Source organism: Aeromonas sanarellii (assembly GCF_000820085.1).
Classification (GTDB): domain Bacteria; phylum Pseudomonadota; class Gammaproteobacteria; order Enterobacterales; family Aeromonadaceae; genus Aeromonas; species Aeromonas sanarellii.
In genome coordinates this window covers 112,496-133,711 of record NZ_CDBN01000053.1, presented here as the reverse complement: position 1 = coordinate 133,711, position 21,216 = coordinate 112,496, and the positions used below count along the sequence as shown (strand labels likewise).

21 protein-coding genes, 4 tRNA genes and 1 riboswitch are annotated in these 21,216 nt (G+C 63.8%); of the genes, 12 read left to right on the top strand and 13 right to left on the bottom strand.

Annotation, left to right across the window (positions count from 1 at the left end):
* Positions 1-16 precede the first annotated feature (16 nt).
* Both BN1132_RS11500 and BN1132_RS11495 read left to right on the top strand, forming a co-directional pair.
* Positions 17-2,119, top strand: a complete 2,103-nt coding sequence (locus tag BN1132_RS11500) for a DUF885 domain-containing protein (RefSeq protein WP_042077683.1) — start codon at positions 17-19, stop codon at positions 2,117-2,119.
* A gap of 87 nt (positions 2,120-2,206) precedes the next feature.
* A complete protein-coding gene (locus tag BN1132_RS11495; RefSeq protein WP_042077682.1) occupies positions 2,207-2,665 on the top strand; it encodes a methylglyoxal synthase in 459 nt (152 codons plus the stop codon).
* Between the two features lie 59 nt (positions 2,666-2,724).
* On the opposite strand, the gene BN1132_RS11490 is transcribed toward BN1132_RS11495, so the two are convergent.
* Positions 2,725-3,312, bottom strand: coding sequence for a superinfection exclusion B family protein (locus BN1132_RS11490; RefSeq protein WP_042077681.1), 588 nt, complete (start codon positions 3,310-3,312; stop codon positions 2,725-2,727).
* Positions 3,313-3,492: 180 nt separating this feature from the next.
* Positions 3,493-3,600, top strand: a riboswitch (yybP-ykoY riboswitch).
* Between the two features lie 88 nt (positions 3,601-3,688).
* Between BN1132_RS11490 and BN1132_RS11485 the strand changes: the two genes are divergently transcribed.
* On the top strand, positions 3,689-4,675 hold the full coding sequence (locus BN1132_RS11485; RefSeq protein ID WP_042077680.1) for a sodium:calcium antiporter: 987 nt from the start codon (positions 3,689-3,691) through the stop codon (positions 4,673-4,675).
* An 89-nt stretch (positions 4,676-4,764) separates the two neighbouring features.
* Here the strand turns inward: BN1132_RS11485 and ansB are convergent, their stop codons facing one another.
* The 3 genes from ansB to BN1132_RS11470 all read right to left on the bottom strand — a co-directional run bounded on the left by ansB (position 4,765) and on the right by BN1132_RS11470 (position 7,227).
* The gene (gene ansB, locus BN1132_RS11480) at positions 4,765-5,823 is read right to left on the bottom strand and encodes an L-asparaginase 2 (protein WP_042077678.1); all 1,059 of its coding nucleotides are present in this window, start codon (positions 5,821-5,823) and stop codon (positions 4,765-4,767) included.
* Positions 5,824-5,952: 129 nt separating this feature from the next.
* Complete coding sequence (locus BN1132_RS11475) at positions 5,953-6,147, bottom strand: heavy-metal-associated domain-containing protein (RefSeq protein ID WP_042077677.1); 195 nt, start codon at positions 6,145-6,147, stop codon at positions 5,953-5,955.
* A gap of 129 nt (positions 6,148-6,276) precedes the next feature.
* A complete protein-coding gene (locus tag BN1132_RS11470) occupies positions 6,277-7,227 on the bottom strand; it encodes an AEC family transporter (protein WP_042077676.1) in 951 nt (316 codons plus the stop codon).
* Positions 7,228-7,362: 135 nt separating this feature from the next.
* Here BN1132_RS11470 and treR point away from each other — a divergent pair, with 135 nt between their 5' ends.
* The 4 genes from treR (at position 7,363) to BN1132_RS11450 (ending at position 12,291) form a co-directional block, all read left to right on the top strand.
* Entirely contained in the window at positions 7,363-8,310 is a 948-nt protein-coding gene (gene treR, locus BN1132_RS11465) for a trehalose operon repressor TreR (RefSeq protein ID WP_042077674.1), read from the top strand.
* 186 nt (positions 8,311-8,496) lie between these two features.
* Complete coding sequence (treB, locus tag BN1132_RS11460) at positions 8,497-9,927, top strand: PTS trehalose transporter subunit IIBC (RefSeq protein WP_042077673.1); 1,431 nt, start codon at positions 8,497-8,499, stop codon at positions 9,925-9,927.
* Between the two features lie 88 nt (positions 9,928-10,015).
* On the top strand, positions 10,016-11,680 hold the full coding sequence (gene treC, locus BN1132_RS11455) for an alpha,alpha-phosphotrehalase (RefSeq protein ID WP_042077672.1): 1,665 nt from the start codon (positions 10,016-10,018) through the stop codon (positions 11,678-11,680).
* A complete protein-coding gene (locus tag BN1132_RS11450; RefSeq protein WP_042077671.1) occupies positions 11,680-12,291 on the top strand; it encodes a sugar O-acetyltransferase in 612 nt (203 codons plus the stop codon). The genes treC and BN1132_RS11450 overlap by 1 nt, the downstream gene beginning before the upstream one ends.
* A gap of 121 nt (positions 12,292-12,412) precedes the next feature.
* On the opposite strand, the gene BN1132_RS11445 is transcribed toward BN1132_RS11450, so the two are convergent.
* A complete protein-coding gene (locus tag BN1132_RS11445) occupies positions 12,413-12,871 on the bottom strand; it encodes an Lrp/AsnC family transcriptional regulator (RefSeq protein ID WP_042077669.1) in 459 nt (152 codons plus the stop codon).
* Between the two features lie 105 nt (positions 12,872-12,976).
* On the opposite strand from BN1132_RS11445, the gene BN1132_RS11440 reads away from it, so the two are divergent.
* Together BN1132_RS11440 and BN1132_RS11435 are read left to right on the top strand one after the other, a co-directional pair.
* A complete protein-coding gene (locus BN1132_RS11440; protein ID WP_042077667.1) occupies positions 12,977-13,843 on the top strand; it encodes an EamA family transporter in 867 nt (288 codons plus the stop codon).
* Positions 13,844-14,192: 349 nt separating this feature from the next.
* Positions 14,193-14,525: a hypothetical protein gene (locus BN1132_RS11435; protein ID WP_042077666.1), complete on the top strand. Its 333-nt coding sequence runs from the start codon at positions 14,193-14,195 to the stop codon at positions 14,523-14,525.
* Between the two features lie 88 nt (positions 14,526-14,613).
* On the opposite strand, the gene BN1132_RS11430 is transcribed toward BN1132_RS11435, so the two are convergent.
* The 7 genes from BN1132_RS11430 to plsY form a co-directional block, all read right to left on the bottom strand.
* Positions 14,614-15,213, bottom strand: coding sequence for a Yip1 family protein (locus BN1132_RS11430; RefSeq protein ID WP_042077665.1), 600 nt, complete (start codon positions 15,211-15,213; stop codon positions 14,614-14,616).
* 214 nt (positions 15,214-15,427) lie between these two features.
* Positions 15,428-16,771 (bottom strand): potassium channel family protein, encoded by a 1,344-nt coding sequence (locus tag BN1132_RS11425; RefSeq protein WP_042077664.1) that lies wholly within the window; start codon positions 16,769-16,771, stop codon positions 15,428-15,430.
* A gap of 229 nt (positions 16,772-17,000) precedes the next feature.
* Positions 17,001-17,076, bottom strand: a tRNA-Asn gene (locus tag BN1132_RS11420).
* Positions 17,077-17,082: 6 nt separating this feature from the next.
* Positions 17,083-17,158 (bottom strand) — tRNA-Phe (locus BN1132_RS11415).
* A gap of 3 nt (positions 17,159-17,161) precedes the next feature.
* A tRNA-Thr gene (locus BN1132_RS11410) sits at positions 17,162-17,237 on the bottom strand.
* A 52-nt stretch (positions 17,238-17,289) separates the two neighbouring features.
* Positions 17,290-17,365: transfer RNA gene (locus BN1132_RS11405), tRNA-Phe, on the bottom strand.
* Positions 17,366-17,412: 47 nt separating this feature from the next.
* On the bottom strand, positions 17,413-18,075 hold the full coding sequence (plsY, locus tag BN1132_RS11400; RefSeq protein ID WP_042077662.1) for a glycerol-3-phosphate 1-O-acyltransferase PlsY: 663 nt from the start codon (positions 18,073-18,075) through the stop codon (positions 17,413-17,415).
* Positions 18,076-18,246: 171 nt separating this feature from the next.
* Between plsY and folB the strand changes: the two genes are divergently transcribed.
* From folB to BN1132_RS11385, 3 genes are all read left to right on the top strand, one after another.
* A complete protein-coding gene (folB, locus tag BN1132_RS11395; RefSeq protein WP_042077660.1) occupies positions 18,247-18,618 on the top strand; it encodes a dihydroneopterin aldolase in 372 nt (123 codons plus the stop codon).
* Positions 18,618-19,127, top strand: coding sequence for a 2-amino-4-hydroxy-6-hydroxymethyldihydropteridine diphosphokinase (gene folK / locus BN1132_RS11390; RefSeq protein WP_042077658.1), 510 nt, complete (start codon positions 18,618-18,620; stop codon positions 19,125-19,127). The genes folB and folK overlap by 1 nt, the downstream gene beginning before the upstream one ends.
* A 120-nt stretch (positions 19,128-19,247) precedes the next feature.
* Positions 19,248-19,736 carry a YbaK/EbsC family protein gene (locus BN1132_RS11385; RefSeq protein WP_042077655.1) on the top strand — a complete coding sequence of 163 codons (489 nt, stop codon included), beginning with the start codon at positions 19,248-19,250 and terminating at the stop codon, positions 19,734-19,736.
* A gap of 24 nt (positions 19,737-19,760) precedes the next feature.
* Here BN1132_RS11385 and mdtD read toward each other — a convergent pair whose 3' ends face one another.
* Positions 19,761-21,158, bottom strand: coding sequence for a multidrug transporter subunit MdtD (mdtD, locus tag BN1132_RS11380; RefSeq protein ID WP_042077654.1), 1,398 nt, complete (start codon positions 21,156-21,158; stop codon positions 19,761-19,763).
* Between the last annotated feature and the right edge of the window lie 58 nt (positions 21,159-21,216).

The window sequence follows — 21,216 nt, the reverse complement described above, 5'->3', positions numbered from 1 at the left end:
ATTAAAGGACTAAACCATGTACTTCTCACTCGACAAGGTGGCGCTGGGTTGCGCCATCGCCCTCTCCCTCACCGCCTGCAACGACAACAGCTCCAAGGCGCCGGCGGATCCCGTCGCCACCAAGGCAGCCCTGATGCAAGCCATGGACGATGCCCTGCGCGAGAGCCAGGCGCTGGATCCCTACGGCTTTGCCATCGATGCCGCGAGCATCGCCAAACGCAAGGCGCTCGATGAAGCCCTGCTCAAGCGGCTGGATGCCCTGGATCCCGCCGTCCTGAGCGAACGGGATCGGCTGTTCTACGACATGATCCGCTGGGATCTGCAGATCAACCTGGAGGGTTATGGGCTGCCCCAATCCCAGATCCCCATCCATCACTTCCGCAACCGGGTGGTGGACCTGGCCGACGAGGTCGGGGCCGCCCCTGCCAGCGGCAGGGCGGCCCGCACCGTCGATGGGCGTTTCGACTACTTCACCGAGAGCTCGGCCGAGCGGGTCGCACCGGGGGATGCCAGCTGGCGCCGGGATCTCGATCGTACGGCCGCAGCCCCGGTGCAGACCAGGGCGCGAGCGGCGACGGCGCCGCTGGCCTGGTATCAGGAACACCTCATCTGGCTCAAGGCTTATGACGCCTATCTGGCCGAGGTGAAGCACCAGTTCGAGCAGGGCAGCGCCCGCGGCAACACCTTGCCGGATGAGCTGGTGGACCGGCTGCTGGCCCAGCTCAACGGCAAGCGGGATGGCGAGGCGATCGCCGGCTCCTACTTCGGCTGGCAGCAACTGCCCGGTGAGGCCGACGAGGCGCTGCGTACCGACTACAAGGCCGTGCTGGACAGCATCAACGCCCGCTATCTGGCGCTGCGGGACTATCTGGATTATCAGCATGGCGGCGCCTACGCGGTGCGCCTGGGCAACGGCGAGTGCGACGACGGCTTCTGCGGCATGACGGATGGCCGCGACTGGTATCGCTGGCTGCTGAAGAAGCACACCACCACCGAGATGACGCCGGAGGCGGTACACGAGCTGGGGCTGACCGAGGTGAGCCGGATCTTCGGCGCCATGGTCAAGGTGTGCCACACCGTCGGCAAGTGCGACAGCGATGACGTGGCCCGGAGCAAGCAGAGCGGCCAGATCTACGCTTTCTTCCGCTACCTCAACGAACCGGGCTTCTTCTACCAGAACCCGCTGGCGGCCTGGTCCGCCGGCCTGAATCCGGACAACGCAGTCGGCGCGACCTTGAGCGAACCCCAGCAGCAGGCGCTGGCCGAGCATGAGCGGGCTCTGGCGGAGTACAACGCCTTCAAGAGCAAGGCCGCCCAGGTGTTGCCTGACTTCTTCGATTCCGAGCGCACCATTCCCAAGCTGGATTACGAGGTCGTGCCGGTCGCCAATGAGGATGCGCCCTACGGCGGCGTCGCCTGGTATCAGGACGGTAACCCCCAGACCGGTCGCAAGGGGCAGTTCTTCCTCAACACCTATTACCCCTATGGCCTGCAGAGCTGGAACATCAGCACCCTGCTGGCCCACGAGGGGGCCCCCGGCCACCACTTCCAGATCACCATAGCCCAGGAGCTGGCGGCCAAGGATCCCGACTTCCCGCAGTACGTGGCGAACGCCTCCTACACCGCCTACGCGGAGGGCTGGGCGCTCTACACCGAGTATCTGGCGGATCACGACATGGGCCTCTATCAGGGTCGCGGCCTCTACGATCCGGCGGTGGGGGATGTGAAGGTCGAAGGCTCGCCTGCCTTCAACAACCAGTTGCAGTACTTCGGCCGCCTCAACGAGGAGATGCTGAGGGCCATGCGACTGGTGGTGGACACCGGCATCCACTGGTATGGCTGGAGCCACGACAGGGCCGTCGGCTACATGCAGGAGAACTCGGCGCTGGGAGCGGGAGACATAAGCTCCGAGGTACCACGCTACATGGCCTATACCGGCCAGGCCACCTCCTACAAGGCGGGCCAGCTGGCTCTGATCCGGATGCGGGAGAGTGCCGAGCAGGCCCTTGGCAGCCAATTTGACCTCAAGGCCTTCCATCACCAGGTGCTGGAATTCGGCATGCTGCCCATCTCGGTGCTGGAGCAGAAGAACCGGCAGTGGATAGAAGCGTCGAAGTGATCACAGTTACGGCGCCCGGCAAGACAGCGGGCGCCGCTTTCGAGTAGGATACGCCCCTACTCCTGTCACTTTGCTACGGATGACCCCATGGAACTGATCGCACGTGAGATGGCGCCCCACAAACGGGTCGCCCTGGTGGCTCACGACAACATGAAGGCCCCCCTGCTGAGCTGGGTGCTGAGGCGCAAGGAGGAGCTCAAGCTCCACCATCTCTATGCCACCGGCACCACGGGAACCCTGCTCGGCAAGCAGGCACAGCTGCCCATCACCTGCCTCTTCTCCGGCCCCATGGGCGGCGACCAGCAGCTCGGCGCCCTGATCGCCGAGGGCAAGATCGACGTGATGATCTTCTTCTGGGATCCCCTCAATCCCGCCGCCCACGATCCTGACGTCAAGGCGCTGCTGCGTCTGGCGGCGGTGTGGAACATCCCGGTCGCCACCAACGAGGCGACCGCGGACTTCATCATGGACAGCCCGCACATGCAGCAGGCCTTCAGCGTGCAGGTGCCCGACTACGCCGGGTATCTCAAGGCCAGAACCGAGTAGCAGACCCCAGACAGCAAAGAGCCGGACATGGTCCGGCTCTTTTTATGGGTGAGGGGCGATCAGCGCTGGAAGCTCTTCTGGGCGAACTTGGGTCTGGCGTTCATGATCTGCTCCACCTGCTCGTCGCTCATCTTGCCGCGAGACAGCCCCAGCACCTTGTAGGTGAGCAGCGGCCGTGCCGGCAGCGCTATCATCAGGGCGCGGATCTGGTTCTCGTCATCCTTCTCCCGCACCGGCTTGCCGTAGGCGTAGGTGAGCACACCGGCATCCATCAGGTTTTTGACGGCGGGCTCGGTGATCGGCAGGTTTATGACGCTCTTGCGCTGCAACACGAACTCGCGCAGCACCGCCTTCTCGTTGAAGTCGAGGAAGCCGATCATCTGGGCCAGCTGATCCTGCTGGCGGCGGGACTGCCACTCGTCACAGGCCCACTCCCAGGCGATCAGGAAGCCCTGGCTGCAGAAGTAGGAGGTGGCGATCAGCATGCCGACCCCGAGCCAGGCGGCGTGGGCCGTGGCCCACTGGCTGACGGCCCCCTTCATCAGACCGGCCGGGAACAGCAGTATGATGCTGCAGCAGAGCAGCAGCCAGACCATGAGCCAGTTGAGGCGGTTCAGCTGATAGAAATGTTGGATCCACCGTTTCATCGTTCACCCTTCCCAAGTCAATGTGGACAGTAGCCAACTCATAGCAATCGCTGTGCCAGCACCAAGATCCCGGGAGAAAGATCAGGATCCTGGCGGGCAGGCGTTACATCCCCTTACAACTTGGCGGGCGTGATCCCAGGGTTTTGCCTTGTGGGGCGGCGGTCGACTTGGTAAAAATCCCGCACTGTCATAGGGGAGTAGCAACCCGCCCGTGATCCGGGCAGGGCTCATGTCAACATTCTTGGATCCGCAGATCCATGGCATGGGCGGCGATGGCATCCATCGCCCTGCAAGACCTTTGGCCTCGATATGCACGCCAGCCGGGCGAGCCATGTCGGGTCCATCGGTTGTCCTGCTCGCCCGGCGGTTACTCATCATGCTGATCACTCTGCTGTTGTTTCTGCTCTCCGCCGTCACCATCTACCTGGCCTGCGAATACTTCGTCAACGGCATCGAATGGACCGGCCACCACTTCAGACTTTCCCAGAGCGCCACCGGCTCCCTGCTGGCGGCCCTCGGCACGGCCCTGCCGGAATGCATCGTCACCCTGACCGCCTTGCTGATGGGGGATGCCCCCGCCCAGCAGCAGATCGGGATGGGCGCGGCCCTCGGCGGCCCCCTGGTGCTGGCCACCCTGGGTTATGGCGCCGTCGGCCTGCTTCTGCTGTTGTGCATGAGCCCAGAGCACAGGACCATCGCAGGCGAGGTTCAACGGGAAACGGCCAGGGACCAGGCCTGGTTCATCGGCATCTTTCTGCTGGCGACGCTGCTCGGAACGGCCGCCTTCACCGGCAAGTCCTGGCTGGCCCCCCTGTTCGTGCTGGCCTACCTCGCCTATGCGAGACGCGAGCTGACGCGGGCCGACAGCCACAAGGCCCAGCTGCCCGAGCCCCTCAGGCTGGATCCGGCCGCCGAGATCCCGGCGCTCGGCAAGGTGCTGGTGCAGACTCTGGCAGCCCTGACGGTGGTGGCGCTGGCGGCCCAGCTGTTCGTCCATCAACTGGAGGACATGGGCGAGCTGCTCGGGCTTTCACCTGTGCTGGCGGCCCTGCTGCTGAGCCCGGTGGCCACCGAGATGCCGGAGCTGATGAACGTGCTGATCTGGGTGAGGCAGGGCAAGCAGCGGCTGGCGCTGGCCAACATCGCCGGCGCCATGATGATCCAGGGCACCATCCCCAAGGCGTTCTGCCTGCTGTTCACGCCCTGGCTGCTGGACGGCACCATGATGCTCTCCTCCCTGGTGACCCTGCTGGCGGTTCTCTTGCTGTGGTGGGGCTTTCGCCGGGGGCGGATGACGGCGGGCAGGCTCGCCTGGGCGGGACTTCTCTATCTCGGTTTCTGCGGCTGGTTGCTGGCAAGCTGACGGGGAGGACAGCACCATGAACAAGGGCGGGATCCTCTCCCGCCCTTTTCATTGTCATCACCCCATGCCGGCTGACGCCGGGCAGGGGATCAGAACTGCTGGAACCAGCGCTGGATCTGGGCCGGATCCTTGCTCTGGGTCAGGGAGAGCATCAACAGGATGCGCGCCTTCTGCGGGTTCAGGGTGCCGGCGGCCACGAAGCCGTATTTGGCGTCGTCGATCTCCGCATCCAGGGTGGTGGCGCCGGTCGGCACGCGGGCAGAGCGCACCACGCGAATGCCGTCCTCGCTCGCCTTGGCCAGGGTATCGAACAGGCTGTGATAGAGGTTGCCGTTGCCTACCCCGGCGCTGACGATGCCGTCAAACTTGGCGTCCACCATGGCCTTGGCCGGCAGATCGCTGGCGTTGGCATAGCTGTAGACGATGCCGACCTGGGGCAGCTTGTCGAGCTTGCTCACGTCGAACGGAGTCTTGCTGGTGTGCTGGCGGGCCGGGCTGCGCTGGTAGTCTATCTTGCCGTTGTGGATGTAGCCGAGCGGGCCGAAGTTCGGAGCGGCGAAGGTCTGCACGCCGGTGGTGTTGGTCTTGGTGACGTCGCGGGCATCCAGCACGGTGTCGTTCATGGCGACCATGACGCCCCGACCCTTGGAGGCGGGATCGGAGGCGGTCACCACGGCGTTGTAGAGGTTCATCGGGCCGTCGGCGCTCATGGCGGTGGAGGGGCGCATGGCACCGACCAGCACCACCGGCTTGTCGCTCTTGACGGTCAGGTTCAGGAAGTAGGCGGTCTCCTCCATGGTATCGGTGCCGTGGGTGATGACGATGCCGTCCACGTCATCCTTGGCCAGCAGCTCGTTGACCCGCTTGGCGAGCTTGAGCCACACCTCGTCACTCATGTCCTGGGAGCCGATCTTGACCACCTGCTCTCCCTGCACCTCGGCCACGTTCTTCATCTCGGGCACGGCGGCGATCAGGGTCTCGATGGCCACCTTGCCGGCCTCGTAGTTGGACTGGGTAGCGGACTGGCCAGCCCCGGCGATGGTGCCGCCGGTCGCCAGTATGTGCACGCTCGGCAGCGCCATGGCCATGGGGGAAAGGGTCAGGCCGAGTACGGCCGCGATCAGGGTCTTGCGGATAGGAAGGGTCATGCTGCAATCCTTTTTGATGAGGGTGTTGCAGCATTTTTATCCTTTTTAAACGGAATTTAAGTGATCACTCTCACCAATAAAAAGAGGTAATCAGAATATTAGTCTGATTTTTACCACTTAGGTGATAAGTCACTCCGCGGTAAACCCTCTGGCTTCGATCAGGGCGATCAGCTCTTCCCTGCTCAGCTCGCTCTCGATGACGGCCTGGCGGCTGGCGAAATCGACGCTGGCTTCGCTGACGGCTGGCTGGGTCAGCAGGGCTTTTTGCAAGCTGGCGGCACAGCCACCACAGGACATGCCGGAAACGGTCAGTTGAATGGTCATGGGATACCTCCTCTGTTGATGTGCAATCAGCCTAAAGCTGCCGCCCGCGGCAAGGTCAAGCCCCTGTGCTGTGCAAAGATCCCGGCGTGGTCATGATGACGACGATGCAGACGCTCAACATGTCCCCCCTCAGCCCATCAACCCCAGGTAGTTCATCAGGGCGGCCCCCAGGCTGGTGGTGACGAGCGAGCCCAGGGTGGTGGTGGCGATGATGTTCGCCGCCAGGGCGCTGTCCCCCCCCATGGCGCGGGTCATCACATAGCTGGCGGCGGCGGTGGGGGTGGAGCTGATGAGAAACAGGATGCCGAGGGCCTGCGGGCTGAAGCCCAGCCCCCAGGCCCCCGTCACCAGCAGCACCGGAATGCAGCACAGCCGGTTGACGGTGGCCCAGCCGGTCAGCAGGGCGCCGCCGCGCAGGGCCTTGAGGTTGAGGCTGGCCCCGGTGCAGAGCAGGGCCAGCGGCAGGGTCATGTTGGCGAAGTAGTTGCCCGTGGAGATCACCAGCTGTGGCAGCTCGATGCCGAGCAGGCCGAAGGGCAGGGCCGCCAGGATGGCGATGATCAGGGGATTCTTGCCGATCCCCCTGAGGATGGGCCCTATCCCCTTGCCGCCCCCCAGGCTGCGGGTCAGGGTGATCACCGCGAGCACGTTGTAGAGCACGGTGACCGCCCCCACAAGCAGGGCCGCGGCCCCTATCCCCTCGGGGCCGTAGGCGTTCTGCACATAGGCCAGCCCCATGATCCCCATGTTGCCGCGAAAGCTGCCCTGCACGAAGATGCCGCGCAGCCTTTGCTCGCTGATGAAACGGGCCGCCAGCAGCTCCAGCACCAGGAAACCGGCCAGGGTGCCGAGCAGGCCGTAAAGGATGAGCCAGGGGCTCGGCATGGTGGAAAAATCGGTGCGCACCATGCTGAGAAACAAGAGGGCTGGCAGGGTGACCTGGAACACCAGGCGGGAGGCGGACTCGACGAAGCTGTCGGGCAGCAGCCCCAGCCGCTTGAGCCAGATGCCGAGTACCAGTACCAGGCAGATGGGGCCCGTGATGGAGAGGGAGAAGTGCAGACTTGCCAACAGATCCATGATGCGCGTCCTGTGCAATGGCGGAAGATCCGCCTCGGCAAAAGGGCATTCTAACGCCATGGGCTTGTATTCACAGGACTTAATCACAACAATGTCTGCATCCCGGTTGTCCCCCTCCCCTGTCACGGATCCCACATGGAAAAGAAACTGACCATCCTCGATATCGCCAGCCTCAGCGGGGTCGGCAAGTCGACCGTCTCCCGGGTGCTCAATCAGGATCCCAGGGTCAATGCCCAGACCAGGGCCAGGGTCGAGGCGGTGATCGCCCAGCACGGCTTCGTGCCGAGCAAGTCGGCCCGGGCCATGCGCAGCCAGAGCCAGCAGGTGGTCGGCATAGTGGTGTCGCGCCTCGACTCCAGCTCGGAGAACCAGGCGGTGCGCGGCATGCTGGAGACCCTCTACGCCCGCGGCTACGACGCCGTGCTGATGGAGAGCAAGTTCTCCCCCGCCAAGGTGAGCGAACACCTGGCCGTGCTGGAACGGCGCGGGGTGGACGGCATCATACTGTTCGCCTTCAACGATCTGGACTATGCCGCCATGGCGCCGCTGAAGGAGAAGCTGGTGCTGATGGCGCGCGAGCGCCCCGGTTTCTCGTCGGTCTGCTTCGACGACGACGGTGCGGTGCGATCCGTGCTCACACACCTCAGGGGGCGCGGCCTGAAAGAGGTGGCCTATCTCGGGGTCGAGCGCAGCGACCTCACCACCGGGCTGCGCCGGCATCAGGCCTATCTGGATTACTGCCGGGAACAGGGGCTCACGCCCCACAGCGCCCTCGGGGATCTCGGCCTGCAGAGCGGCTACCGGCTGGCAGCCGAGCTGCTCACCCCCAGCACCCAGGCCATGGTCTGCGCCAGCGATACCCTGGCCATCGGCGCCGCCAAGTACCTGCAGGAGCAGGGGCGCACCGACATCCTGGTGAGCGGCCTCGGCAGCAACCCCATGCTCACCTTCCTGTTTGCCAACGCCCTCAGCCTGGACTTCGGCTACAAGGACGCCGGCATCCTGGCCGCCAGGCAGTTGCTCGCCCAGATTGAAGAGGGGCAAGCCCCCAGGGCCACCATAGCCCCCTGTCAGCCCCTGTAGTCTATCTTTCCTCTCATTCCCGGCGTTTTGCACTTTTTGTGACCAGCGCCACGAATTGGGAACGTTCCCATTGCTGTCGACGGCCACTGGCTTCATGCTGATTGGGAACGATACCAATAAGCGGGCGGTCATTGGCCAGCCGGTAAAGAAACGACCATCATTCATGGAGTCACAGAGGGAAGGCTCATGTCAAAAGTCAACACACAACATCTGGCGCAGTTGATCGAGCGGATCGGCGGCAAGGAGAACATCACCACCGTCAGCCACTGCCTGACCCGGCTCAGGTTCGTACTGGCCGATCCGGCCAAGGCCGACCCCAAGGCCATCGAGACCATACCGTCGGTGAAGGGCAGCTTCACCCAAGGCGGCCAGTTCCAGGTGGTGATCGGCAACGAGGTGGATCAGTGGTACAAGGCGCTGACCCAGGAGATCGGCGTCAGCGGCGCCAGCAAGGATGCCGCCAAGCAGGCCGCCCGTCACAACATGAACCCGCTGGAGCGCGGCATCTCCCACCTGGCGGAGATCTTCGTGCCCCTGCTGCCCGCCATCATCACCGGCGGTCTGATCCTGGGTTTTCGCAACGTCATCGGCGACATCAAGATGTTCGACGACGGGACTCATACCCTGGTGGAGATCAGCCAGTTCTGGGCCCAGGTGCACGCCTTCCTCTGGCTGCTGGGTGAGGCCATCTTCCACTTCCTGCCGGTGGGCGTCTGCTGGTCTGCGGTGAAGAAGATGGGCGGCTCCGAGATCCTCGGCATCGTACTGGGGGTGACGCTCGTCTCGCCGCAGCTGATGAACGCCTACGGCATCGGCCAGCAGACCCCGGAAGTGTGGGACTTCGGCCTCTTCGTCATCCAGAAGGTGGGCTATCAGGCCCAGGTGATCCCGGCCCTGCTGGCGGGGGTCTTCCTCGCCTGGGTGGAGACCAACCTCAAGCGCATCATCCCGGCCTATCTCTACCTGGTGATCGTGCCCTTCGTCTCCCTGCTGCTGGCGGTGATCGTGGCCCACGCCTTCATCGGCCCGTTCGGCCGCTGGATTGGTGACGGCGTCGGCTTCGCCGCCAAGGCCGCCATGACGGGTTCGTTTGCCCCCATCGGCGCGGCCCTGTTCGGCTTCCTCTATGCGCCCCTGGTCATCACCGGTATCCACCACACCACCAACGCGGTGGACCTGCAACTGATGCAGAGCATGGGCGGCACCCCCATCTGGCCGCTGATCGCACTCTCCAACATCGCCCAGGCGTCTGCGGTGGTGGGGATCATCCTCATCAGCCGCAAGGAGAACGAGCGGGAGATCTCGGTGCCCGCCGCCATCTCCGCCTATCTCGGGGTAACCGAGCCGGCCATGTACGGCATCAACCTCAAGTACAAGTTCCCCATGCTGTGCGCCATGGTGGGCTCAAGCTGTGCGGCCCTCATCTGCGGCTTCGCCGGGGTGATGGCCAACGGCATCGGGGTGGGCGGCCTGCCGGGCATCCTCTCCATCCAGCCACAATACTGGGGCATCTATGCCGTCGCCATGCTGGTGGCCATAGTGGTACCGGCCCTGCTGACCCTGCTGGTCTACAAGCGCCAGCAGGCGGCCGGCAAGCTGGATCTGGCCACGGCCTGATCCACACCATATCGGCGGAGTCCCGGCTCCGCCCTTTTTCTTTGCCCTGTTCCAACCAACCCGGTTTCAACCAATGAGCGAACCAACCATGACACAGACACCCTGGTGGCAAAGCGCCGTGATTTACCAGATCTACCCCAAGAGTTTTCAGGACAGTGGCGCGCGCGGCACTGGCGATCTCAAGGGGATCATGGCCCGCCTCGATTATCTCAAGACCCTCGGTGTCGATGCCCTCTGGCTGACCCCTGTCTACGTCTCCCCCCAGGTGGACAACGGCTACGACATCGCCGATTACCTCAACATAGATCCCGCCTACGGCACCATGGCCGACTTCGAGGCCCTGCTGGGCGCCGCCCATGCGCGCGGCATCCGCATCGTGATGGACATAGTGGTGAATCACACCTCCACCGAGCACGCCTGGTTCAAGTCGGCACTGGGGGACAAGCACAGCCCCTACCGCGACTACTACATCTGGCGCGATCCGGTGGACGGCGGCGTGCCGAACAACTGGCAATCCAAGTTTGGCGGCAGCGCCTGGGAGCTGGATCCCGCCACCGGCCAGTACTATCTGCACCTGTTTGCCCGCGAGCAGGCGGACTTGAACTGGGAGAACCCGGCGGTGCGTGCCGAGGTCAAAAACATCATCCACTTCTGGGCGAAGAAGGGGGTGGACGGTTTCCGCCTCGACGTCATCAACCTCATCTCCAAGGATCAGCGCTTCCCGAGCGACGAGGCGGGGGATGGCCGCCGCTTCTACACCGACGGGCCGCGCATCCACGAATTTTTGCAGGATGTGAGCCGCGACGTGTTCGCCCCGGTGGGGGCCATGACGGTGGGAGAGATGTCCTCCACCAGCCTGGAGCACTGCCAGCGCTATGGCGCGCTGGACGGCTCCGAACTCTCCATGGTGTTCAACTTCCACCACCTCAAGGTGGATTACCCCAATGGTGACAAGTGGACCAGGGCGCCGTTCGATTTCCTCGAACTCAAGCGCATCTTCAACCACTGGCAGAGCGGCATGCACGGCAAGGGGTGGTCGGCGCTGTTCTGGTGCAACCACGACCAGCCGCGCATCGTCTCCCGCTTCGGTGACGAGGGCGAATATCGCGTAGTAGCGGCCAAGATGCTGGCCAGCACTCTGCACGGCCTGCAGGGGACGCCCTACATCTATCAGGGGGAGGAGATCGGCATGACCAACCCCGGCTATCAGCACATCGACGACTATCAGGATGTGGAGAGCCGCAACATCTTCGCCATCAAGCGATCGGAAGGGATGAGCGAGGCCGAGATCCTCGCCATTTTGGCGGCCAAGTCCCGGGACAACTCCCGCACGCCCATGCAGTGGAGCGCGGCCCCCAACGCCGGCTTCACCTCGGGCACGCCCTGGCTCAAGCCCGCCGCCAACTACCCCGGGATCAATGCCGAGGCGGCGCTCGCCGACCAGTACTCGGTGTTCTGGCACTACCGGGATCTCATCGCCCTTCGCAAGGCGCACCCCGTCTTCACCCAGGGGGATTATCAGGAGCTGCTGACGGGGCACGCCCGGATCTGGGCCTATGCCCGACGCGCCGACGACCAGACCCTGGTGGTGGTGAGCAACTTCTACGGTGAGCCGGTGGCCTTCGAGCTGCCTGCCGAGCTGGCCGGTGGCGAGGGGCGCCTGCTGCTTGGCAACTACCCCGACAGCCCGGCCCGCCCGCAATCCTGCGAGCTGCGCCCTTACGAATCCCTGATCTGGCTGATGGAGCAATGATGACTGATGCAACGACTGTGCCGCGGCTCGCCGTGCGTGGCCTAGAGTGGCAGAAGATGGTGGCGGGAGAGCCCTATGATGCGGGGGACCCCGAACTCAGGGCGGCGCGGGAACAGTGCCGCGCCCTGCTGGGAGAACTGAACCGGGAGCGAACCGATGCCCCGGGCTGGGATGAGCGCCTCACCCGCCTGCTGGGCGGCCGCGCAGAGCGCTGTTTCATCACGCCCCCCTTCTTCTGCGACTATGGCGCCAACATCTTTGTCGGCCAGAATTTCTACGCCAATTTCAACTGCACCATCCTGGATGTGTGCGAGGTGCACATAGGTGACAACGTGCTGCTGGCCCCCGGGGTGCAGATCTACACCGCCACCCACCCGGTGGCGGTGGCACCACGCATCCAGGGGGTGGAGTTCGGCAAGCCGGTGCGCATCGGCAACAACGTCTGGATTGGGGGCAGCGTCGTCATCTGCCCGGGCGTCACCATAGGGGACAACAGCGTCATCGGGGCGGGGTCAGTTGTCACCAAAGACATTCCGGCAGGCGTGGTGGCGGTCGGCAACCCCTGCCAAGTGCTGCGCCCCATGATGGCAGAAGAGCTGGTGGCCGGCTAACCCGGCCGACAGGGAGGGGCAGGCATCGCACCTGCCCTTTTTTTGCCCCCTTACCTGCACGCCCCCTGTTCGGGATGGCGTTGCACTCTCCCTGCAGGGCCCAGGCCTGGGCCACTCCGGCCTACGCTGGCAGCAGGGCGCCACAGCGCTTGTGCTGCCCCATGACCACCAGGGTCTTGAAGCTGCGCACCTGATCCCTGGCGTGCAGCACCCGCCGGGTGAACTGCTCGTAGCTCGCCATGTCCCGGGCGGCCACCTGCAACACGAAGTCCTGCTCACCGGTGACGTACCAGAGATCCATCACCTCAGGCTCCCCCTTCAGGCAGGCGATCATCTCATCGACGATGCGGCCGTGATCCCGCTCCAGGGTCACCAGCACCAGCATGGTGATCGGCCAGCCCATGGTGGCCGGTGCCACCAGCGCAGCTTCCCGCTCGATGAGACCCGACTCCCGCAAGGCGCGGACGCGGCGGTAGCAGGCAGGGACGGAGAGACCGACCCTGTGGGCCAGCTCCGGCGTGGGCAGACGGGCATCCTGTTGCAGTTCGGCGAGGATGAGCAGGTCGAATTTGTCGGTCATGGGGCTCATTAGATAAAAATTATCGCGCAAGGCCAGTATTAGACCGAAATTACGGCGATCTCCAGATATATTTTCTTGCTCCTACCCTACTCAGGTTTGAACAAGATGCAGCCAACCAGCCCCGCCCTCTCCTCCCTGCTGGCCGTCATCCTCGCTATGCTGTCGATCACCCTCGGCGCCTCGCTGGCCAAGACGCTGTTTCCCCTGCTGGGAGCCGCCGGCACCACCTTGTTCCGGCTGGGGTGCGCCGCCCTGCTCCTCTCCCTGGTGTTCAGAGTCTGGCAAGCCCCCCTCGACCGGCGCCCCCTGCTGGGGGCCCTCCCCTACGGGCTCTCGCTGGGGGCCATGAACCTGCTCTTCTATCTCGCCATCGAGCGCATCCCCCTCGGGGTGGCCCTGGCCATCGAGTTCATCGGCCCGCTGACGGTGGCCCTGCTCGGCTCACGCCACCGGGAAGACTTCCTCTGGCTGGCGCTGGCCATCGTCGGCCTGCTGCTGCTCTTGCCGCTGCGGGCGGCCGAGCAGGCCATCGACCCCCTGGGGGTCGCGCTGGCCCTGGGGGCCGGCGTGTTCTGGGGGCTCTATATGCTGACCGGCAAGCGGGCCGGGGCCCTGCTGGGGGCACAGGCACCGGCACTCGGCATGTGGTTTGGTGCCTTGCTGGTGCTTCCCTTCGGTCTGGGCGGTGCGAGCGAGGCCTCCTTCACCCTGCCCGTGGTGCTGACCATCGCCGGGGTGGGGCTGCTCTCCAGCGCCATCCCCTACTCCCTCGAGATGTTTGCCCTGCGCCGACTGCCGCTCAAGAGCTACGGCATTCTCACCAGCGGCGAACCCGCCATGGGCGCCCTGATGGGGCTGATGCTGCTGGGAGAGCGGCTGCCCCTCTCCCAGTGGCTCGGGATAGCTGCCATCATCGCCGCCTCCATGGGTACCACCTGGCATGGGGGACGGCGGCGCGCCGATCCGGCCTGACCCGCAAAAAACAGGGCGCCGTGGCAAGCGGCCAAGGCGGTGACGGGACGCCTGCGGGATCAGGATCTCGGCAGATGCGCACATTCGGCGCACAAAAAGGTTCATATTTTTTGAATGTGTAGACCAGTTTATCTCGCTAACAATGATGGATGAGGCTGTTTAATATTCACCCATCGCTTGGACAGGAGCGCCAAGCCGCGACATGGCTGGTCATTCATGACAATGACACCCCAAAACAAGGTGCCTGATGTCAGTGAAAGAACGACACACTATTTGAATGACCTCTTGCAAGGATGCATTGATACGGGCCTGTCCGGCCCTGCCAATGACATAAAAACCAAGAGAGTGAATGAACATGAAAAACGTGATCAAGATGCTGGCCGTCGCAGGCCTGATGAGTGCCGGTGTTGCCCAGGCTGCCGTCCCCGCCGATTTCAGCGCCACCCCGGGTGTGCTGTTCGTGAACTGGCATGCCAGTGCGGCCATGGCCGGCAAGAGCAACCCCATGCTGGAGGTGCGTGACGAGTCCGGCGACCTGATGGCCTCCGTCCACGCCAACCTGACGGGCTCCCAGCAGGTACAGATTCCGAGCCGAGCCCAGGGCAACCTGACCGTCAGCCTCGGGGAGCAGAGCAGCGATTACCGCCTCCCGTTCGGCATCGGCAGCGGCAACCCGCGCTGAGAACCACAGGGCGATCGGTTGCGCCCAGCCAGACACGACAAGGGCGCCATCAAGGCGCCCTTGTCGTCGTTGCAGACTGACCGGAACACTACTGGGTAAACACGGGGCCAAAGCCGGATCCCCACAGAATGGCCGTGGCGGCCAGCACGCACACCAGCAGCACCAGACCGACCGTCACCACGGAGCTGGCATAGATGAACCCCTGCTCCTTGGGGATGTGCATCAGGATGGGCACCCCCACATAGAGCAGGTAGACGGAATAGGTGAGCCCGATGAGGCCGATAAGCATGACGAACCAGAGATGCGGGAAGAAGGCGGAGAAGCCGACCATGAACAGCGGCGTGGAGGTGTAGGCCGCCAGCTCCAGCGAGGTCGTGTAGCTGGGATCCGAGCCGAAGGTATGACCCATCCAGTGCACCAGATAGGAGAGCGCGAGGACGCCGATGATGAGGGTCACGTACATGGCGATGGAGAGCATGAGCGCACTGTCGGCGGTCAGGGTGATGGGCTCACCGACGCCTATGCTCCAGCCGATATGCACGGCGGAGTAGTAGGCGCAGATGGGAGGGATAAGTGCCACGATCAGGATATGGGTCAGACTGTTTCTGAAACTGTCGTGCCGCTCGTCTATGTTATGCCATTCGGTGTGAGGGTGGGCATACAATCCCCATAAGTGATTCAATATCATAGCGTTATTCCTTCTCTGCTTCGATGGTGGGTCGATCGATACCTTGCCGGCTCCTCTGTTTGTTTCTTGTCGTGCCATCGACCGCCGCGGCGATCGATGACTTTAAATAAAGTCGCTCCACCGCCACGGCGTCAAGGAAGGGGGTTTCGCCGGCGGGCATGGGGCAGATGGATGTTGGCTGCCGGGCGACAGCGGCCTGACGCCCGGTTCGCCATCAGTACTGCTTGGTTTTCGAGGCAAAGCCCGCGAGGAAGAGGCCGGTCAGAAACATGCCGCAGAACGCCTCTATGGCCGACAACAGCTGGAGGGGGGAAGAGGTCTGGGAGATGTCGCCGTACCCCAGGGTCACGAAGGTGACGATGCTGAAATAGAGGGAGCGCCCCAGATGGCCATGGGTCACGGACTCCGGCGCCAGGAAATAGGTCAGGGTCGCCAGCAGGATGACCCCCATCGACATCAGCAGGCTTCTGATGGGCCGCTCGCCAAAGCCCCAGGTGATGAAGCTGATGAACTTGCCGGCACACCTGAGGTAGCACAGCAGGGAGAGCCCTCCCTTCCTCACCATGCCACTGCGCAGCCAGCGCTCCCTGAACAGATCCCGTGGGCTCGCCAGGGACTTCATTTCGTGCAGCTTCTCCTTGTAGTAACACTCGCCGGCATCCACTGTATCGCCCACGCTGGAGAAGAGGCGTTTGGCATTGCGATAGAGCTTGCTCGCTTCGTTGTGGTCGATCCGGCCATTCTCGTTGTAGACCACCTGCACCTTGTCCAGGTTGGTGTGCTCCATGGTGGCGTCGAAGTTCTTGGCGCTGACGTTGAAGTTCTTCAGCACGGCCCGGGAGGAGTGGAAGCGGATCTCCTCGCACTCTATGGTGAAGTCTTGGAAGACCCCGTCTTCCAGCGCCAGCTCCCGCTTCTTGGCCCAGGCCCTGTGATCCCAAAGCAGGGAATCGAACAGATCCAGCCCTATCACCCCGCCATTGACCCTCACCCCCTTGGCGGAGCAGTGCCACAGATAGACCTTGGAGTTGTTGACGGCCCCGTCGAGGGAGAGCTCGTCGAGGCAGGTGAAGTCCAGCAACCGGCCGGAGATGATGGGGCTCTTGAGCGCCACGCCACCGATGTTGAGCAGCCGATGCCTGCCCAGCACCTGGGCCTCCCCCTTGTTGTTCTCCGAGACGGAGAGCAGGCTCTGCACCCGCTTCACCTCGTCCTTGCCATGCTTGCCGGCCAGCCACATGCAGTAAGGCTCGAAACGGCTCTCGGAGCGGATGAGGCCGCTCTTGCGCAGGGACTCCAGGGCGCTCGAGGCGGTCTCATAGAGGCGGATCTTGTCGTCGCTCATGTAGACGCACAGGCTGAGCACGCAGCGGGAGCTGATGAAGCGGGCTATCCCAATCTGGAAGATCACGCTCTTCTCTATCTTCTGCTCCCTCATCCAGTCGTCGAAATGAGGCAGCGACGCCACCAGCAGGTCCCAGATCAGGGGGTAGTCGTTCTCCCGCCGCCATTCGTTGAACTGCTCGGGGGAGAGCTGCCACAGCTCTGTTGCATTCATAGATTACCTCGGTCTTGAAAATGCCTCGAACGTGAGACTCGGTCGAGGGCGGCAAACTGGTGCAAGCTTACGGGAAAACGGGCGGCTCACGCCATCACGACAGGGGAAACGCCATGGTAAGTGGCTGACGGGGAAGATGGACACAAGCGTGGGCAGGCCCTTTGCCAGGCATCAGGCGGAGCGGCTGGGGAAAAGAAAAAAGCCCAGCATTGCTGCTGGGCTTTTGAATTGGCTCCTCCGACTGGACTCGAACCAGTGACATACGGATTAACAGTCCGCCGTTCTACCGACTGAACTACGGAGGAACAATGTGGTGCCCAGAGACGGAATCGAACCGCCGACACGGGGATTTTCAATCCCCTGCTCTACCGACTGAGCTATCTGGGCAAATGGTGCCGGCTACCGGAATCGAACTGGTGACCTACTGATTACAAGTCAGTTGCTCTACCTACTGAGCTAAGCCGGCACACTTCAAACCATTGTGCATGAACAAATTTTTATTTCATGGCACCAAAATGTGGTGCCCAGAGACGGAATCGAACCGCCGACACGGGGATTTTCAATCCCCTGCTCTACCGACTGAGCTATCTGGGCGTGGGCGCTATTAAACGGATTTTAAGGCAGGTGGTCAACGGGAAATTTTACTTTTCGTCTCGTTCGTCTCTTTTTTGCTCAGCATCACCCATTTTCACCACTTCTGCGGGGGAATTCCCTCCCCGGCGGCGCCAGAGGCGGGATTCCTCCCCCTTGAGCAGCCGGGTGATGTTCTCGTGATGGCGGATCAGAATGAGGCAGGAGAGCAGGGAGACCGGCAGGGTGTATTCGGGTTTGAGCAGATAGGTGAAGAGCGGCGTCAGCAGCACGGTGACGATGGAAGCCAGCGACGAATAGCCGCTCACCAGCAGCACCAGCAACCAGGTGGCGATGACGGCGCCCCCCATGGCAAAACCGATGGGCAGCATGGTGCCGAGCGCGGTGGCGACCCCCTTGCCGCCCCGGAAGTGGAAGAAGAGGGGGTACATGTGGCCCAGGCAGGCGGCGACGCCGATGAAGCCGAGATAGACGGGTTTGATCTCCAGATACCAGGCGAGATAGACGGGGGCCATGCCCTTGAGCACATCGAGCAGCAGGACGATCAGCGCGGCCATCCGGCCGCCGAGGCGCAGCACATTGGTCGCCCCCGGGTTGTGGGAGCCATGGTCGCGGGGATCCGGCAACCCCGTGATGCGGGAAACCAGCACGGCACTGGACAGCGAGCCGCCCAGATAGGCCAGAATAATCATCAAAATCGTCAGGGCCGTCATCTTGGTCGTTTTTACCACGATATGAATGGGGTATGATGCGGGCCACATTCTCTGGTCTGGGCTTGCCCGAACGCGTGTCGCCCAAACCGGCCGCCAGCGGCCATCTGCTTGCCAGGCCTGCATCCCTGCGCTGTTTTCACAGCCCATCAAGAGTAAAGAAGAAGTACTGTCATGGACAAGGTGTTTATTCGCGGACTCGAGGTTTTGACCACCATAGGGGTCTATGAGTGGGAGAAAGGCATTCGCCAGAAGCTCTGTTTCGATCTCGAGATGGGGTTTGACAACCGCCCCGCCGCCGCAACCGACGATATCAACCTGGCGCTGGATTACGCCACCCTCTCCCGCAAGATCTGTGATCACGCCCAGGGCAAGGTCGTGGAGCTGGTCGAAACCATGGCCGAGCAGGTGGCCGCCCTGGTGCTGGACGACGCTCGGGTGCAGTGGGTCAAGGTGACCCTGACCAAGCCGGGTGCCGTGCCCAATGCCGCCGGCGTCGGGGTCGAGATCCTGCGCCATCGTACCCCGGTGTCGAGCGCCTGCTGATGACCAGCATCTACATCAGCCTGGGATCGAACATCGATCGGGAACGCCATATCCGGGCCGGCCTCGATGCCCTGCACGCCGAGTTTGGCGAGTTGCAGGTCTCCCGGGTGTTCGAGAGCGAGGCGGTGGGCTTCAACGGCCGCCCCTTCTACAACCTGGTGGTGGGAGCCTGGACCGAGCTCCCCCTCGCCACTCTGTGCCAGCGGCTGAGGGCCATGGAGTTCGCCCACGGCCGGGAGCCGGACGCCAAGAAGTTCGCGCCGCGCACCCTGGATCTGGATCTGCTGCTCTACGGCGACCTGGTCTGCGAGACGCCCCTGGCGCTGCCCCGCGGCGAGATCCTCACCAACGCCTTCGTGCTCTGGCCGCTGGCGGAGCTGGCCCCCACCCTGCGCCACCCCGTCGATGGCCGTCCCCTGGGCGAGCTGTGGGAGCGCTACGACAAGGCCTCCCAGCGCCTCAGCCCCATCCCCTTCCACTGGGAAGCGTGCGAGCTGCAGCACCACTGAGCAACAAGGGCACCTCGCGGTGCCCTTGTTGCTCACGACGGCACTGATGATGGATAAGAAAGGGTGATTGGGCCTGCGCCGGCGCCCGTGGCAGCATGGCTGCCAGCACAGGAGAACCCCATGCCACTCGACACCATCCACGGCTTCAACTGCCAGTTGCTGGCCGAGCTGCCCCACCAGCGCTTCGAACACGAACCCATCCTGGATTACGCCACCGACGAGCGGGTCAAGGCCCGTCTCGGCTGGCAGGCCGAATTCAGCAAGACCCTGTTTCTCAAGTTCAAGGACGGCCGCTTCGCCCTGCTGCTGACCCACAGGGACGGGCGGCTCGACAGCAAGGCGGTCAAGGCCGCCCTGGGCGCCAAGCCCTCCATCTGCAGCGCCGAGGAGATGCAGGCCGAGATCGGCTGCCTGCCGGGCGCCGTCTGCCCCTTCCTGCCCAGGGCCGACGTGCCCCTGCTGGTGGACCCGCAGCTGCTGGCCCATCACGCCTTCACCTGGACCCCGGGCCACCCCGAGCTCACCTTCCTGCTGGAAACCGCTCACCTGGCCCGGCTGCTGGCACAACTGCCCGGCCCGGTCAGCTACCTGCCGGCGCCCCAGCCCTGAGGCTCCGGTGCGGGGCTCAGATCCTCATCCCCTGCGCTCCTGCCTGGCCAGCTGGGCAAAGATCAGGGCAGCCAGCATGGACATCAGCCCGATGCACAGATAGGTGAGGTGGAAGCCATCGAGCCAGCGCCCGCTCTCCTGGACCGCCTGCCCGGCGGAGAAGAGCCCCAGCAGGCTGGCGGCGATGGCCACCCCCAGGCTCATGGAGAGCTGCATCACCACCGACAGCAGGCCGTTGCCGCTGCTGGCATGCTCGGCGCTCAGATCTTGCAGCGTGAGCGTGTTCATGGCGGAGAATTGCAGGGAGTTGATGGCGCCAAACACCGCCAGCCACACCAGCAGCACGCCGTGGGGCACCTGGTTGTCGATGAAGTAGAAGCTCGCGATCATGGCCCCGAGCGCCAGGGTGTTGCCGATCAGGATGCGGCGATAGCCGATGCGCGGGATCAGCTTGTTTACCAGCGTCTTGGTCAGCATGGCGCCGATCACGGTCGGGATCATGGTCATCCCCGCCTTGCTCGGCGAGAAGCCGAGCCCCAGTTGCAGGAAGAGCGGGGTCAGGAAGGGCATGGCACCGCTGCCGAGGCGGGCGAACAGGTTGCCCCAGATGCCGATGGCGAAGGTGGAGGTCTTGAACAGCGCCAGGCTGAAGAGCGGCTGATCCACGGTGGCGGCATAGAGCCAGTAGCTCGCCATGGCGGCCAGCCCGAACAGCAGGGCGAACAGGGCCCAGCCGGTGGAGAGGCTGTGTTCCCCCAGCCCCTGCAAACCGACGGATACCAGCACCATGCCGGCGCTGAACAGCGCGAACCCCTGCCAGTCGAACCTGGCGGTGTGCTGGCGCAGTTCGGGCATGAAGTGCCAGCTCGCCACAAAACCTATCACCCCCACCGGCAGATTGATGAGGAAGACCCAGTGCCAGCTCGCCACCTCCACCAGCCAGCCCCCCAGGGCCGGGCCGATGAGGGGCCCGAGCAGGCCGGGGATGGTGACGAAGGACATGACCCTCAGCAGCTCGTGCTTGCTGTAGACCCGCAGCACCGCCAGGCGCCCTATGGGCATCAGCAGGGCGCCCCCCACCCCTTGCAGCACCCGGGCAACGACCAGCACGGGCAGGGTGTTCGCGACCGCACAGGCCAAGGAGCCCAGGGTAAACAGCAGGATGGCGGCCAGATAGACGCGGCGGGTGCCGAATCTGTCTGCCAACCAGCCGGAGGCCGGGATGAGCAGCGCCACCGTCAGCATGTAGGCGATGACCACGGACTGCATCTGCAGCGGGCTCTCCCCCAGGGCCTCGGCCATGCTGGGCAGGGCGGTGTTGAGAATGGTGCCATCCAGCGTTTGCATGAAGAAGCCGACCGCCGTCAGCCAGGGCAGCCAGGTACGTTGGGCTGGGGTCACCATGTGAGTGCTGTCAGGCATGAGCTGCCACCTCCTCGTCAGGTAAGAAAAGACCCGCACGGATGCGGGTCATATCAGC

What these genes read in the sequence shown, in the direction of transcription:
- ansB (WP_042077678.1), bottom strand. Translation starts at nt 5,823, where the DNA reads ATGACCCTTCCTATCCGCAAGACCCTGATCGCGGCCGTACTCGGCCTG.
- BN1132_RS11485 (WP_042077680.1), top strand. Translation starts at nt 3,689, where the DNA reads ATGCTGATCACTCTGCTGTTGTTTCTGCTCTCCGCCGTCACCATCTAC.
- BN1132_RS11425 (WP_042077664.1), bottom strand. Translation starts at nt 16,771, where the DNA reads ATGAATGCAACAGAGCTGTGGCAGCTCTCCCCCGAGCAGTTCAACGAA.
- plsY (WP_042077662.1), bottom strand. Translation starts at nt 18,075, where the DNA reads ATGACGGCCCTGACGATTTTGATGATTATTCTGGCCTATCTGGGCGGC.
- BN1132_RS11385 (WP_042077655.1), top strand. Translation starts at nt 19,248, where the DNA reads ATGCCACTCGACACCATCCACGGCTTCAACTGCCAGTTGCTGGCCGAG.
- BN1132_RS11435 (WP_042077666.1), top strand. Translation starts at nt 14,193, where the DNA reads ATGAACATGAAAAACGTGATCAAGATGCTGGCCGTCGCAGGCCTGATG.
- BN1132_RS11440 (WP_042077667.1), top strand. Translation starts at nt 12,977, where the DNA reads ATGCAGCCAACCAGCCCCGCCCTCTCCTCCCTGCTGGCCGTCATCCTC.
- BN1132_RS11490 (WP_042077681.1), bottom strand. Translation starts at nt 3,312, where the DNA reads ATGAAACGGTGGATCCAACATTTCTATCAGCTGAACCGCCTCAACTGG.
- BN1132_RS11475 (WP_042077677.1), bottom strand. Translation starts at nt 6,147, where the DNA reads ATGACCATTCAACTGACCGTTTCCGGCATGTCCTGTGGTGGCTGTGCC.
- BN1132_RS11445 (WP_042077669.1), bottom strand. Translation starts at nt 12,871, where the DNA reads ATGACCGACAAATTCGACCTGCTCATCCTCGCCGAACTGCAACAGGAT.
- BN1132_RS11495 (WP_042077682.1), top strand. Translation starts at nt 2,207, where the DNA reads ATGGAACTGATCGCACGTGAGATGGCGCCCCACAAACGGGTCGCCCTG.
- treB (WP_042077673.1), top strand. Translation starts at nt 8,497, where the DNA reads ATGTCAAAAGTCAACACACAACATCTGGCGCAGTTGATCGAGCGGATC.
- BN1132_RS11470 (WP_042077676.1), bottom strand. Translation starts at nt 7,227, where the DNA reads ATGGATCTGTTGGCAAGTCTGCACTTCTCCCTCTCCATCACGGGCCCC.
- treR (WP_042077674.1), top strand. Translation starts at nt 7,363, where the DNA reads ATGGAAAAGAAACTGACCATCCTCGATATCGCCAGCCTCAGCGGGGTC.
- folK (WP_042077658.1), top strand. Translation starts at nt 18,618, where the DNA reads ATGACCAGCATCTACATCAGCCTGGGATCGAACATCGATCGGGAACGC.
- mdtD (WP_042077654.1), bottom strand. Translation starts at nt 21,158, where the DNA reads ATGCCTGACAGCACTCACATGGTGACCCCAGCCCAACGTACCTGGCTG.
- folB (WP_042077660.1), top strand. Translation starts at nt 18,247, where the DNA reads ATGGACAAGGTGTTTATTCGCGGACTCGAGGTTTTGACCACCATAGGG.
- BN1132_RS11430 (WP_042077665.1), bottom strand. Translation starts at nt 15,213, where the DNA reads ATGATATTGAATCACTTATGGGGATTGTATGCCCACCCTCACACCGAA.
- BN1132_RS11500 (WP_042077683.1), top strand. Translation starts at nt 17, where the DNA reads ATGTACTTCTCACTCGACAAGGTGGCGCTGGGTTGCGCCATCGCCCTC.
- treC (WP_042077672.1), top strand. Translation starts at nt 10,016, where the DNA reads ATGACACAGACACCCTGGTGGCAAAGCGCCGTGATTTACCAGATCTAC.
- BN1132_RS11450 (WP_042077671.1), top strand. Translation starts at nt 11,680, where the DNA reads ATGACTGATGCAACGACTGTGCCGCGGCTCGCCGTGCGTGGCCTAGAG.